At 60.4% G+C, this 13,579-nt stretch carries 14 protein-coding genes; 7 read left to right on the top strand and 7 right to left on the bottom strand.

Annotated elements, in window-relative coordinates; genetic code table 11:
- Nucleotides 1-129: 129 nt before the first annotated feature.
- Nucleotides 130-1,038 carry a LysR substrate-binding domain-containing protein gene (locus BWR59_RS25115; protein WP_081568363.1) on the bottom strand — a complete coding sequence of 303 codons (909 nt, stop codon included), beginning with the start codon at nt 1,036-1,038 and terminating at the stop codon, nt 130-132.
- A gap of 127 nt (nt 1,039-1,165) precedes the next feature.
- Here BWR59_RS25115 and BWR59_RS25110 point away from each other — a divergent pair, with 127 nt between their 5' ends.
- Complete coding sequence (locus BWR59_RS25110) at nt 1,166-1,771, top strand: FMN-dependent NADH-azoreductase (protein ID WP_081568361.1); 606 nt, start codon at nt 1,166-1,168, stop codon at nt 1,769-1,771.
- A 406-nt stretch (nt 1,772-2,177) separates the two neighbouring features.
- On the top strand, nt 2,178-3,218 hold the full coding sequence (locus BWR59_RS25105) for a dienelactone hydrolase (protein ID WP_081568359.1): 1,041 nt from the start codon (nt 2,178-2,180) through the stop codon (nt 3,216-3,218).
- A gap of 34 nt (nt 3,219-3,252) precedes the next feature.
- Here the strand turns inward: BWR59_RS25105 and BWR59_RS25100 are convergent, their stop codons facing one another.
- From BWR59_RS25100 to BWR59_RS25075, 6 genes are all read right to left on the bottom strand, one after another.
- Nucleotides 3,253-4,116: a TIGR03915 family putative DNA repair protein gene (locus tag BWR59_RS25100; RefSeq protein ID WP_081568357.1), complete on the bottom strand. Its 864-nt coding sequence runs from the start codon at nt 4,114-4,116 to the stop codon at nt 3,253-3,255.
- Nucleotides 4,113-5,333, bottom strand: a complete 1,221-nt coding sequence (locus BWR59_RS25095; RefSeq protein ID WP_081568356.1) for a putative DNA modification/repair radical SAM protein — start codon at nt 5,331-5,333, stop codon at nt 4,113-4,115. Before BWR59_RS25095 ends, BWR59_RS25100 begins: the two co-directional genes overlap by 4 nt.
- Before the next feature lie 79 nt (nt 5,334-5,412).
- Nucleotides 5,413-6,060, bottom strand: coding sequence for an HAD-IA family hydrolase (locus BWR59_RS25090; RefSeq protein WP_081568354.1), 648 nt, complete (start codon nt 6,058-6,060; stop codon nt 5,413-5,415).
- 158 nt (nt 6,061-6,218) lie between these two features.
- Entirely contained in the window at nt 6,219-7,172 is a 954-nt protein-coding gene (locus tag BWR59_RS25085; RefSeq protein WP_081568353.1) for a 2-hydroxyacid dehydrogenase, read from the bottom strand.
- A gap of 93 nt (nt 7,173-7,265) precedes the next feature.
- Nucleotides 7,266-8,669, bottom strand: a complete 1,404-nt coding sequence (locus BWR59_RS25080) for a sodium:solute symporter family protein (RefSeq protein ID WP_081568351.1) — start codon at nt 8,667-8,669, stop codon at nt 7,266-7,268.
- A 468-nt stretch (nt 8,670-9,137) separates the two neighbouring features.
- On the bottom strand, nt 9,138-9,683 hold the full coding sequence (locus BWR59_RS25075; RefSeq protein WP_081568349.1) for a cysteine hydrolase family protein: 546 nt from the start codon (nt 9,681-9,683) through the stop codon (nt 9,138-9,140).
- Between the two features lie 104 nt (nt 9,684-9,787).
- Here BWR59_RS25075 and BWR59_RS25070 point away from each other — a divergent pair, with 104 nt between their 5' ends.
- The 5 genes from BWR59_RS25070 to BWR59_RS25050 all read left to right on the top strand — a co-directional run bounded on the left by BWR59_RS25070 (nt 9,788) and on the right by BWR59_RS25050 (nt 13,360).
- Nucleotides 9,788-10,789, top strand: a complete 1,002-nt coding sequence (locus BWR59_RS25070; protein ID WP_081568347.1) for a GlxA family transcriptional regulator — start codon at nt 9,788-9,790, stop codon at nt 10,787-10,789.
- A 114-nt stretch (nt 10,790-10,903) separates the two neighbouring features.
- Nucleotides 10,904-11,977 (top strand): DUF1615 domain-containing protein, encoded by a 1,074-nt coding sequence (locus BWR59_RS25065; RefSeq protein WP_230982087.1) that lies wholly within the window; start codon nt 10,904-10,906, stop codon nt 11,975-11,977.
- A gap of 113 nt (nt 11,978-12,090) precedes the next feature.
- Complete coding sequence (locus tag BWR59_RS25060) at nt 12,091-12,309, top strand: hypothetical protein (protein ID WP_081568344.1); 219 nt, start codon at nt 12,091-12,093, stop codon at nt 12,307-12,309.
- Between the two features lie 127 nt (nt 12,310-12,436).
- Nucleotides 12,437-12,943: a hypothetical protein gene (locus BWR59_RS25055; protein ID WP_230982081.1), complete on the top strand. Its 507-nt coding sequence runs from the start codon at nt 12,437-12,439 to the stop codon at nt 12,941-12,943.
- Between the two features lie 117 nt (nt 12,944-13,060).
- A complete protein-coding gene (locus BWR59_RS25050) occupies nt 13,061-13,360 on the top strand; it encodes a DUF1652 domain-containing protein (protein WP_230982080.1) in 300 nt (99 codons plus the stop codon).
- The last annotated feature ends 219 nt before the right edge of the window (nt 13,361-13,579 follow it).

Below are 13,579 nucleotides of genomic sequence, written 5' to 3'. Positions count from 1 at the left end.
GGTTGGGTCACGTTTTAGCAGAGTCGCCTGGCTATTGTCTTCCCGTGCGAAGGGTAGCGTTGGCTCGGAGCAGCTTTGCTCCAGGGTTTCATGGCGGCCTGCCTCCGGGGTTCGATCTGGCGCATCCGGTCAGACGCAACCCACTGAGTGGGCAGTGAACTCCGCGGCCACGTGATCGATCCAGGCGCGCACCGCAGGCAGTGCACCGCGCCGCTGGGTGTAAGCGGCCTGGAGATTGCCACCCGGCATCGACCAGTCGGGCAACAGACGCACCAGGCTGCCATCGGCCAGCGAGTCGTGGCAGTTCATCATCGGCAGCATGGTGATCCCCAGGCCAGCCAGTGCGGCAGCCCGACGAATCGGGAAGTCATCGATGGCCAGACGCGGTTCGAGTATCACCTCCCGACGCCGGCCGTCCTGATGCACCAGTTGATAGTGCACCTTGCGGTCGGCCTCGATGGCGCCGAGCACAGGCAGCTGCGCAAGATCTTCCGGTGTGTGGATGGACTTGTCGGCGAGCAGCGCGGGGGAGGCGACCAGCACGGCTTCGGCGGGAGCGAGGTGGCGCACGATCAGGCTGGGGTCTTCGTCGCCGACATCCCGCACGCGCAACGCCACATCGATGGCTTCGTTGACCAGGTCGACCCGGCGGTTGACCAGCAGCAGCTCCAGTTGCACCTGCGGATAACGAGCGAGGAAATCCGACACCACATTGCTGAGGTTCCAGTGAGTCATGCCCACCGGGCACGAAACCCGCAAACGGCCGCGAGGTTCGGCGGATAGCGTGGCCACCGCCTCATCGGCCATTTCCGCTTCCAGCAGCATGGCCTGGCAGTGCTGCAGATAGCGTTCGCCGACCGCCGTCAGGGCCAGTTTGCGCGTGGTGCGTTGCAGAAGACTGGCGTTGAGACGGGTTTCCAGCTCTGCGATGCGCCGGGACAAGCGCGACTTGGGAATGCCCAGCGCACGCCCGGCCGCCGCGAATCCGCCGCATTCGACCACCTTGGCGAAATAGTAGAGGTCGTTGAGATCCTGCATCACACACCTGATTGTCCTGTTGGTGGGACGAACTATCGCATTTTTGCCGACTAATCAGCTATTCGCTTACAGGGTAGGATTATCCCACTTGATCGCCAAGCGGCGATTCTCACTTGGGAAGCACGTTATGAAACTTTTGCACATCGACTCCAGCATCCTCGGCGATCACTCCGCTTCGCGCCAACTGAGCCGCAAAGTCGTTGAGTCCTTCGTTGCCACTCAGGCCGATACTCAGGTGGTTTACCGCGATCTGGCCAACGAAGCGCTGAGCCACTTCTCCGGTGCTACCCTGGCCGCGGCCGGTACGCCTGCCGAAGGCCGTGACGCTGCACAGAAGCTGGAAGTGGAAACCAACGAAGCCACCCTGCAAGAATTCCTGTCGTCCGACGTCGTGGTCATCGGCGCGCCGATGTACAACTTCACCATTCCTAGCCAGCTGAAGGCCTGGATCGACCGCATCACTGTTGCCGGTCGTACCTTCCGCTACACCGAAGCCGGCCCTGAAGGCCTGTGCAAAGGCAAGAAAGTGGTAATCGTTTCCACCGCAGGCGGCCTGCATCAGGGCCAACCGACCAGCGTCGGTCACGAAGACCTGCTCAAAGTGCTGTTCGGTTTCATCGGCGTCACTGACCTGCAATTCGTTTTCGCCCACGGCCTGGCCTACGGTGACGAGCCGCGTGCCAACGCCATGACTGCTGCACACAAGCACATTGAAGAAACGCTGTTTGCCTGATCATCGAATCGAGCGGCGCTGGACGGCGCTCCCCGGTATCAGTCGGCAGTAGCAAAAAGAGCTACCGAAAGCCCCATCGCCCTCGGCCACAAGCCAAAGGGTGCTGGGGCTTTCGGCGTTTCGGGGGATCCGTTCAGCCGGGCGACAGCCTTTGCGATTTCTTTGCGAGTAACCTGTCCGGGAACTCGGTAAAATCGCCGGCATAATCGGCCAGCGCAGCATGCGATTCGGCCAGTGACCTTGAATTTTCTGAGCTTGGCCCGCCTTGTGCACTATTGATCCATGAATGGTTCTGAATGTTATCGACGCCTGCCGGTCAGATAGCCACAGGCACCGTTTTACAAGGAGCTCAGGCCATTGGCGTCTGATGCGAACGGCAAGGATCGATAAGGTGAGGGGCATTGCAATGATGCGTCTTTGTGCAGTGATGGTAATTAGCCTGTTCAGCGGCCTGCTTTCGGTGCAGGCCAGCGAACTGGAGACCTGGAGCGTAGGCTTCCACGAGCTGACGTTCCTTGATCCGCTGGATTCGCAGCCCATGCACGCCTACGCCTTTTATCCTTCCACCGACGAAGAAAAGGTCACTCGCGTTCAAGGCTATCCTATTGAAGCGACCGAGAACGCCACCATCGCCATGGGCCGTTTCCCATTGTTGATGCTGTCCCACGGCAATACCGGCACCCCATTGGCTCAGCACGACCTGGCGACCTCGCTGGCGCGCAAAGGCTTTGTGGTGGTGGCGGTGTTTCATCCCGGCGATAACTACCTGGATCACAGCCGGCTGGGCAGTCTGAGCAATCTTTATGGCCGACCGTTGCAGATTTCCGAAGCGATCAGCGCCGCCTTGATCGACCCCATGCTATCGCCCTACATCAGCGCCCGCCGCGTGGGGGTGATCGGCTACTCGGCGGGTGGTGAGACCGCGTTGATCCTGGCGGGGGCACAGCCCGACCTGCAGCGCTTGCGCAACTATTGCCTGGAGCGCCCACAGGACCGCGATGCCTGCAAGACTCAAGGCGAATTGCTGGCTGATCGCGATGACCTGCATGCTCAGGCCGATCCGCGTGTCGGGGCGCTGATGCTGATGGCGCCGCTGGGCCTGATGTTCGGTCGCCACACGCTGTCGGAGGTGCACGTCCCTGTGTTGCTGTACAGCGGCGATGGCGATGAGTTGCTGGCCATCGACAAGAATGCCGAAGCGCTGGCGCGCAAGCTGCCCGAAGTCTCTGACTTCAAGCTGCTGGCCGGTGCCGGGCATTTCGTGTTCATGGCCCCTTGCGACGATGAGCAGCGTGCCACCCAGCCGGTGCTGTGTACCGATGCCATCGGGGTCGACCGGGAAGACATTCACCGCAACCTGAGCAGTGAAGCGGTGCAGTTTTTCGGCGCGGCACTCGGCACGCCGATGAGCACAGCGGGAATGCAGACGGCGGTGCATCGGCAGTAGCCGCACGAGTCGGCGATGTGACGTCGAGCTAGGCTTACCCGCGAATCACCTTGCCTCGTCGCTCGGCAATCTGCCGGGCCTGCCCATCGCGCTGTTTGCCTGTACGGGCTTCGCTGATCAGCGCCGGAATCAAAGGGCCTTCGGGCAGGTTCTTCCAGAAACGCGTCGGCAGATGCCCCTGCATTACCTTGGGGTTGAGCCGGGCCGGGTTGAAGATGTGGCTGTAGTAGGTCAGCCACATTTCACCATGGGGATCTTCGGCATTGCGTGCGAGCGCTTGCCAGGCGGGGGGGCATTGGCGTTTGTGGATCAGTCGTTCACCGTCGTAGAACACCCCGTCGTTGGGGGTTGCGATCATCCAGCGATGACGGCCCATGCGCCCGACGAAGTGTTCGCTGGCGCTGCGCAGGATGTCGTGAGCCGGTTCGTGCCAGGCTACGTATTCGGGCAACGTCTGGGTCTCCAGCAGCGCGGCCTTCACTTCCAGATCCTTGCCGTGGCTGACGGATGGCAACGCGATAAAGCGCAAAAACGCATGCAGGTGATGGGCTTCGCGGCTGACCTGCTTGAGGCGCCGATGCAGTTCACTCCCCAACTTGTCGCCGGCCAGCATCGCGGTGCGGTCCCCATGGGTGACTCGCCACAAGACTTCGTACAGAAGGCTCCAGCGCTGATCGCCACAGTACTGCGCTGCGTTTTGTAGCAGTTCGAGCAACTCCAGTGGCACTCGGGCCTGAAAGGGGCCGTTGTGCTGCGGATAGTGCGCGTCGCTGGCAAACAGGTCGGCATCCTGTTTCACGCTCCAGCTCACTTGGTCCGGATCGATCTGGTGGCTCAGCAACCAGCGCGCCTGCTGGCGCCAGGTGTCGAAGAGGTCGTCGCAGTCGAGTGCGATCATGCCCACAACGCCATTTGCTGCGGTTGTGGGCGGTCTCGCAACTGCTCACGCAGCGCAACGCTGGAGGTTTCTGACTGACGCGGGTGGTAATCGCTGGTGATAATGAAGGGCCTGGCCTTGGCCAATACGCAGCGCAGTCGGGTCAGGTCCTCGTAGCGAATGCGCCGCTGGCGACGAAGCTCGATCAAGCGCTTGGTGGTGCGGATGCCGATGCCCGGAATTCGCGCGATCATCGCGGGCTCTGCGCGGTTCAGGTCCAGCGGGAACACCTCGCGATGTTGCAGTGCCCACGCCAGCTTGGGGTCGATGTCCAGCGCCAGGTCGCCAGGACCCTCGAGCAGTTCGTTGGCGCTGTAGCCGTAACTGCGCAGCAGAAAGTCGGCCTGATACAACCGGTGCTCGCGCAACAACGGCGGGGCGGCCAGCGGTACGCTTTTCGGGCTGTTGGGAATGGGGCTGAAGGCCGAGTAATAGACGCGCTTGAGGCGGAAGTCGCCATACAGCGACTCGGCGGTGTGCAGCATGGTGCTGTCGTCGGTGTCATCGGCGCCGACGATCATCTGCGTGCTTTGCCCGGCGGGGGTGAAACGCGGTGCTTTTGGCTCGTTGAGGATGGTCTGCTGGCCGGTGTAAATGGTTTGCATGGCTTGTTTGATGGAGCCCATTTCCTTTTCCGGGGCCAACGTCTGCAAACCAAGCTGTGTCGGCAATTCGATGTTCACGCTCAGGCGGTCGGCGTAACGCCCGGCTTCTTCGATCAGTGCGGGATCAGCTTCCGGAATGGTCTTGAGGTGGATATAGCCACGAAACTCGTGCTCTTCGCGCAGCAGCTTGGCCACGCGCACCAGCTGCTCCATGGTGTAGTCGGCGGAGCGGATGATTCCGGAACTCAGAAATAGCCCGCTGACGCAGTTGCGCCGGTAGAAATCCAGGGTAAGCGTGACCACTTCTTCCGGGCTGAAACGCGCGCGTGGCACATCGCTGGAACGGCGATTGACGCAGTATTGGCAGTCGTAGAGACAGAAGTTGGTCAGCAGGATTTTCAGCAGCGAGACGCAGCGGCCGTCAGGCGTATAGCTGTGGCAAATGCCCATGCCGGTGCTGTTGCCCAGACCGGACTTGCCCTCGGAGCTGCGCTTGGGCGCGGCACTGCTGGCGCAGGAGGCGTCGTACTTGGCGGCGTCAGCGAGGATGCTCAGCTTGTCGATCAGCTGCATGAAAATTCTCGATACTGTTTTTATATACAGTATCGAGGTGTTGCGTCATGAACAAGAGCCGAATGGATGGATTACTGCACTAACTGATGCGCTGAACGAGTGCTTTCAACTCACCGAAATTCTTCACCCGGTGAAAATTGGCGTGATCGATGAATTCGGAAAAGTCGGTGTCATGACCGTAGCCCGCCACCTGCGCACCAGCGCCCAGGCCGGCCTGAACCCCCGGTACGCTGTCTTCTACCAGCAAACACTCTTGCGGTTTCAGTCCCAGCAGATCCGCAGCATGTTCGATGAGGATCGGCGAAGGCTTCCAGGCGTCGACTTCATAGGCGCTGACGATCAGGCCATGGAACACATCCAGCAGGCCGACCGTGCTCAAGCAGGTTTCGATCTTGCTGCGCGGGCCGTTGGAGGCCACGCATTTGGGGAGTGACAGGCCGCGAACGAACTCCACCGCACCGGGCATTTCTTCCAGACGCTCCTGCAGCAGGGGGAGGGTGCGAGCGCGGAACGTGTTGACGATTTCGATGTTGGGCAGCCACGGGTAGTCGTGGCACAGCCCTTCCATGCACAGTGCGAACTGCACACCACGAAAGCGCGCCAGTACTTCGTCCAGGGTCAGCGATACCTGATGCTCTTGCAGAATGTCGCGCAGCAGTCCCGCAGCGAGGCGTTCGCTGTCCACCAGGGTTCCGTCGCAGTCAAAGATGACGCCGGCAATGTTCAAACGGAGCTCTCCACAATTGCATGTTCTGAATGGGGCGGTTCGACCGGCATTATCCAGAAAAGTTGAGAAAGGGATGTGAAGACTGACCTACGGTCGTCGGGGATTGCGAAGAGGCGTGCCAACGATAAAGATCGTCCGGCACGCCGATGAAGCGAGGATCAAAGCTGAACGGGGGTGACCAGCGTGCCGTCGGCAAAGTACGCGCTGACGTTGGCGAAAACCAGATCGGCCATGGCCTGGCGGGTCTCATAGGTGCCGCTGCCGATGTGCGGAGTCAGCACGACGCTGTCCAGGGTCAGCAGTTCGGCCGGAACGTTGGGCTCGTCTTCGAACACATCGAGGCCGGCACCGGCGATTTCCGATTCCAGCAGCGAGGCTACCAGCGCCTGCTCGTCGACCACCGAACCCCGGGCGACGTTGATCAGATACGACTTGGGCCCCAGGGCCTTCAACACATCGCGGTTGATCAGGTGCTGGGTTTCAGGGCCGCCCGGCACGATGACGATCAGGTAGTCCGAGACCTTCGCCAGCTCCTGCAGATCGCCGTAGTGAGTGTAGGACACATCGGAATATGCCTGGCCGCGACGGAAATAGGCGATGTTCATGTCGAACGCTGCGGCGCGCTTGGCGATGGTCTTGCCGATCTTGCCCAGGCCGACGATGCCGCAGGTCTTGCCGCTCAGGTCGTTGCCCAGCGGGAACTTGCCGGTGAGCCATTGACCGGCACGCACGAAACGCTCGGCCTGACTGATGCGGCGCGACGCGCACAGCATCAGTGCCATGGCGGTTTCGGCCACGGCGTTGTTGAGCACGTCAGGGGTGTTGCTGAGCTGGATGCCACGGCGGGCGAGGTAGGCGGTGTCGACAGCGTCATAACCGACGCCAAAGCTATTGACCACTTGCAGGTTCGGCAGCAGATCCAGCACCGCGTTGTCGGTACCGTACACGCCGCTGGTGATCACCCCACGCACCTTGTCGCCGTGCTCGGTGGCCCAGGCGTTCAGGTCCTTTATTTCCCAACGATTGTGTACGTTGAAGTCGCGATCCAGGTTCTGGGTCAGCGCCGCATGCATGGGGCCCCAGACCAGTACGTCGGCTTTCTTGTCGCTCATTGTTTCCTCCTTGCGGCGCGGCCTCATGCTGAAGCCCCGCCTTGGTTGCATCACGAATGACCTTATCAGTCTTTCTTGTTTAACCGTTCTTGTTCAGCCGTTTTTATCAAAAGCCGGTTGCGCCTCGGAACGCCCGGACTTGAGCAGTTCGGCGATGGCCATGGTCAGCAGCGGCGAGAACAGCGCAAAGTACGAGCTGTCAATGCCGTACGGGTTACCGGCCAGGAACCAGCCGATGGTCGAGAACACCGACAGAATCACGCCCGCCAGTGCACCGCGACCGTTGCCGAACTTCGGCGCATAGAAGCACATCAGCACGATCACCGCGAGGGTGGCGCGCAGGGCTTTGCCGAGGAAGGCGATCAGCAGGATCTTGTCGGCGAACAGCGCCAGAATCAGCGGCAGGAAGCCAATGACGATGATCGCCAGACGAATGAACACCACCGATTTACGATCGTTCTTTTCCTTGTTGAAGAAGGGGTCGTAGAAGTCCTTCATCGCCAGGGTTGCGGAGGCCAGGGTGTTGGCTGAGATACCGCCGAACAGCGCGCCCGCCAGGCCGATCACCACCAGGCTTGCCGAGAAGGTCGGCATATGGGCAATGAGGGCGGGGAAGGCGTCGATGGATTTGATACCTGGGTAGAGATAGGCACTGCACATGCCGATTAGCGCTGCCATGATGCCGAACGGGATCATCAACGAGGACACGTAGAAGCACGCGCGCTTGGCGGTCTTGTGGTCCTTGGTGCTGACCAGCGCCTGAATCACGTATTGCGTGGCGAAGATCGAACCGATACCGCCGATCATCCAGGCGAAGATCTGGCCCCAGCCCACGCCGGTGAAGTCGAACATGGTCGCAGGCAGCTTCGATTGCAGGGCACCGATGCCGCCGGTTGCGTTCAGCGCGAAAGCCAGCGCCAGCACGATACCGATGTATTTGATGACCGCGTGGGCAAAGTTGGTGTAGACCACCGAGCGCATGCCGCCGACGCTGACGTAGAACACCGTGATTACACCGACCAGCAGGATGGCCAGGGTCTTGTCGATGTTCAGCACCGCGGCCAGAACGGCGCCGCCGCTGGCATACAGCGCCACTGAAACGATGCTCAGCGCGCAGATGGTCAGTACCGAGGCGGCATAGCGTGTGCCTTGGCCGTAGTTCTGCGCGAGGATGCCAGAAATGGTGTTGAGGCCGGTTTCCCGATATTTCTTCGCCAGCACCAGTGCCAGCAGCAGAAAGCCCAGGGACAGCGCGACCAGGTTCCATGCCGCAGAGATGCCTGCTTCGAAACCCTTTTGTGCGGTACCGATGCTGACCGAGCTGCCGATGAATTCGGACAGCAGCAGGGCGCCGATCAGGAACGGTGGAAAGCTGCGGCCGCCACCCGTGAAGCCGTCACTGCTTTTCGCGTGTTTGCGCACGCTGTAGCCGATGTAGGACATCACGATGAAGTAGCCCGCGGTCAGGCATAGGATGATTGTTATTCTTGGGTCCATGTTCTCTCCGTCCCCTGGAAACAGGGTGCGCGAAATGGTTGATCGAGCGTGGGTGTGCCGAACAGTGCGTGTCTGTTATCAGACAACTTCACTCAGTCGGGCATAGATGATTCGCAAGCGGAAATGCCAAGGTGGGCGCTATTGCGTGCGCTTGGAATAACTACTTATGGATGATTCGCCGGGAAGAGCCGGTTGAATGGGGGGTGCAAGGCGGGGGCGTGTGTGTCTGATCATTTTTATTAGAGGCTCGTGATTAGCGTTGAAAGGCAGCTCAATACGAAGCGGTTGTTATACGTCATCGTACAACATCGGGCAATCGTACTCTTGCCTGATTGCGAATCAAGTGCCGTTGATCGTGGTGAGGTTTTGGTGTGGGGGCATTGAGGGCAAGGCGCCGTAGCAGCCCGGCTTGCCAGCGGCAGCGGTTCTGAATCCGCCATCGCCGGCAAGCCGTGCTGCATAGTCAAGTCAGGCCAGCAATGCTTCGGTCGAAATGACTTCTGCGTAGGCAAAGCCGAGCGCTGCCATGAACGCCGCGTGTACGTGAGCTGCAGGAACCGTGGTGCCGTTGAATTCCAGATCGCGGCTGGCGCAGGCGTCGTGAATCACTTTGACCTTGTAGCCCATGTCCGCCGCCGCGCGGGTGATGCCGTCGACGCACATGTGACTCATGGCGCCGATCACCACCAATTTCTCGATGCCGTGTTGATCGAGGATCTGCTTGAGCTCGGTTTCGCGGAACGAGTTGACGAAATGCTTGAGCACTACGGGCTCATCGGCTTTGTTCAGCACCTTCGGATGCAGCTTGGCACCTTCGGAATTCGGCGTAAAAAACGGTGCGTCTTCGCTGGTGAATTCATGCCGGATGTGTACGACCAGATCGCCTGAATCGCGGGTGGCCTGAATGATGCGGGCGGCGTTGTCGGCGGCGGCGTCGACACCGACCAAAGGCCATTTGCCGCCGGGGAAGTAGTCGTTCTGGATATCGACTACGATGAGCGCTGATTTGGACATGTCTGTTTCCTCTGCTGGGATGTACGTGGTGTGGGACGAAGTATCGAACCTGCGCTGACATCGGAGGATTGGCTGCACCGACATTTAGCGAGGGAAAACTGACAATGAGCGTAGAACGGCCAGTGGCGGAGATAGGCCTGCTGATCTATCCGGGCGCACAAACGGCAGCGGTCCACGGATTGACCGACCTGTTCGAAGTCGCCAATCGCATGGCCGACGAACACGGTTCTGCGCAACTGCCGCGCCTGCGCGTCAGCCACTGGCAGGTCGACTCGCGCTGCGAGCCTCAGCGGGTGTTCGACAGTTTTGCGGCCGGTGACAGCGGGCCGCTGGTCGCGGTGTTGATCCCGCCTTCATTATTGGGGCTGCCGAACACCGAAGCCATGGAAGGATTGTCCAGGTGGGTCCAGGCCAGGCACGCCGCCGGGGCGACGATCGGAACCGTGTGTCTGGGTGCGTTTGTCCTGGGGCAGACCGGCCTGCTCGACGGTCGCGCCGCCACCACGCACTGGACTCAGGCCAAGCCGCTGAGCGAGCGCTTCCCGAAGATCAAGGTACACGCCGACAAACCGATCATCGACGATGGCGACATCATCACCACGGCCGGGCTGATGGCCTGGTCGGAACTGGGGCTGCGCATGGTCGACCGCTTGCTGGGGCCGAGCATCGCCACCAGCACCGCGCGTTTTCTGGTGATCGAACACAGCGACAGCGCTCAGCAATGCGGCAGCAATTTTGCTCCGGTGCTTGGCCATGGCGACGCGTCAGTGCTCAAGGTCCAGCACTGGCTGCAAAGCACTGGGGCGGTGGACGTGTCGCTGGCCGAGATGGCGCAGTGCGCAGGGCTTGAAGAGCGAACCTTTCTGCGGCGCTTTCGCGCAGCAACCGGTCTGAAACCAACAGAGTATTGCCAGCACCTGCGCGTCGGCAAGGCCCGGGAAATGCTCGAATTCACCAACAGCACCGTCGATCATATTGCCTGGACGGTGGGCTATCAGGACCCGGCAGCATTTCGTGCGACCTTCAGGAAAATCACCGGAATGGCCCCCAGCGAATACCGCAACAAGTTCGGCGTCGGAACGCCTGTCGTGGTTGCGCGTGCCTGACGCATGAGTCATTCGACCTTGTCTGCTGTCCATTTCGGCAGCCCACTTTTTGAAGATCGAGGACTCATGCCCGCCAACGGATTCACTCGCCCCAGCAGAACGGCACTCGGCGTGATGCTGCTGGCGTTTCTCGCCGGTTGTAGCTCGCAACGCAGCCAGACGCCCCCTCCCGCGCCTGAGGTGGTGCGCAGTGAAATTGTGCGACTGTTGCCTGCCAATGTCGCCGATCGCCAGGGCTGGGCCACCGACATCTACACCGCGTTCGAGACGCAGAAGATCGACTCCACCGTAGAAAATCTGTGCTCTGTGCTGGCCGTTACCGAGCAGGAGTCCAATTATCAGGTTGACCCCGCAGTGCCCGGCATGGGCAAGATCGCGCAGGACGAAATCGATCGTCGCGCCAGTAAGGCACATATACCCAATCTGCTGGTGCGCAGCGCGCTGGACATTCGCTCGCCCTCCGGCAAGACCTACAACGAGCGACTGAGCGCAGCGCGAACCGAGAAGGATCTGAGCGCAATCTTCGATGACTTTATCGGCATGGTGCCGTTGGGCCGCACGCTATTCGGCAATTTCAACCCAGTGCACACTGCAGGCCCCATGCAGGTCAGCATCGAATTCGCCGAGCGCCAGGCCCGGGATTATCCCTATCCTGTTGAAGGCTCCATCCGCCACGAGGTGTTCAGCCGTCGCGGCGGGATGTACTTCGGCATCGCGCACTTGCTCGGCTATCCGGTGAGCTACGACAAACCGATCTATCGTTTCGCCGACTTCAACGCCGGTTGGTACGCCAGCCGTAACGCCGCTTTTCAGAGTGCCGTGTCGCGGCTCTCAGGCAAACGTCTGGCGCTGGATGGCGATTTGATCAGCTACGGCTTCGGACCATCGCTTGGGCAGACAGAACTCGCGGTGCGCAGCCTGCATCAGCAGTTGGGCATGCGTAACACGACCATTCGCAGCCAACTGGAAAAGGGCGAAACGTTCGAGTTCGAAGACACCGACCTTTATAAGCAGGTGTTCGCCCTGGCCGACAAGGCTGCGGGCAAAGCATTGCCGCGCGCAATCCTGCCGGGCATCGTGCTGGAAAGCCCGAAAATCACCCGCAAGCTGACCACCGCCTGGTTCGCGCAGCGGGTCGAAGAACGTCGCGTACGTTGTATGTCGCGGGCTACCGGCAAACTGAAATAGCGCTTGAAGCACCGAGAATCGACCGCTGGTCCAATTCTCGGCACCCCTGACAGCTTCGTCTTTCGAAGCTGTAACTGCCTGCTACCCGTGGGCGATGTCGAACAGAGGTGCCTATGCCAGTCGATCCCGCAATCCCCGACAGTGTCCCGCCCGTCACGCCGTCTTCTCCTGCGGAGGCCGATCTGGATCCGGACGCGCTCGATGACGAGGATTATCAGGAGCACAAGCGCGAGGAACAGAAAGAGCAGCGCCCTGAGGACTGGAACGAACCACCGTCCGAAGAAGTGCCTCCCGCTGACGAGCCAACACCGCTTTCTGACGACCTGCGCTAGCGCAGTGTCGTCAGGTTGCCGGAGCAGGGCGCGTGCCTTGTCTTCGGCTTTTTATCGCGCTATTTGAGGACACCCGGTTTTGGAGTCTGACCCCGCATCATCCACCATCATTACCAGCAGCACGTCCGTGTCAGATGCGCAGACCGCGGACGCGTTGCTGTTTGGCTCGCCGAAGGACCGACTGGATTTCTACCGCAAGGAGATCCAGTACGAGACCGCGATCCTGTCCAACCGCACCAACGCCTATCTGTCCGCTCAGTCGTTTCTGGTGATCGCGTTCGCTTCGTCCATGGCCAATGTCAATCCGGAGTGGGGCAAGCTGTTCACCCTGGTGGTTCCGCCGTTCCTGACCTTGCTCGGCTTGATCAGCTCCATGCACGCCTGGCCCGGCATCCGCGCGGCGTACGAAATCATCGACCACTGGCATTTCAAGCAGAGCCAGTTGCTGCACAGCCAGCCTGCCATGGGCCTGGCCTACGACGATTCGCCGCTGTTCTCCGAGCACGAGTCGAGTGAGAAGGGCTATCGCAAATCACTGATGTTTTCCATGCGCACGCCATGGCTGTTCAGCGTGTTTTGGTTTCTGCTGGGGGCGTTTTCGATCTATGCGCAAACCACCGACATGGCGTTTTGAATGTGATCGACCGCACAGCTGAACCAAACTTCCAATAGCGCAGGCAGGGCTGTGACTACACTCAATCATCGGCCTGGAGTACGGCGGATAAGCAGGTGGGCAAAAGATGGCCCGGCCTTGAATCAACACGGAGGTGGCAAGATGCTGTTTACCCCGGAACTGCGCAGGACCCTGGAATGCAGCTTTCAGCCGCTGGCGTGTGAATGCACGCTCATGCCCAGCGGAGGGTTGATGGTGAAGATCTATGATCAGGCCACCGGCAACGTGGCGATGCTGGTGGAGAATCTGCCCATCAGTGATCTGACCACCACCCGGGCAGTGGCTGAGCTGGTGGCCGAGTTGCGCTATGACCTTCGCACCTGCGTCACCCCGTTTGGATCACTGCCCTCGTCCCTGGCGGTGCCGTACAGAGCGTGATGCATCCATCCCTCGGCGGGCGATTAATTATCTACACTCCCAACGGAACCATTTATGCTCGGCGATGTTACCTTGACATCAACCGGGTGCCGGGAGTATTCCCTTCGCCCTGATCGCAAATAAAAAGCGCTTTGTATTTAGGAAGTTAGGAAACGATTCTGAAAATTCGGGATCTGTGCCTGACTACTTCTCGCGCGTCTGTGCGTTTCCAGGGGCTTT

Origin of the sequence: Pseudomonas sp. Bc-h (assembly GCF_002080045.1) — a bacterium.
Classification (GTDB): Bacteria; Pseudomonadota; Gammaproteobacteria; order Pseudomonadales; family Pseudomonadaceae; genus Aquipseudomonas.
The sequence above is the reverse complement of the archived record's forward strand: the minus strand, read 5'-3'. Positions and strand labels throughout refer to the sequence as shown.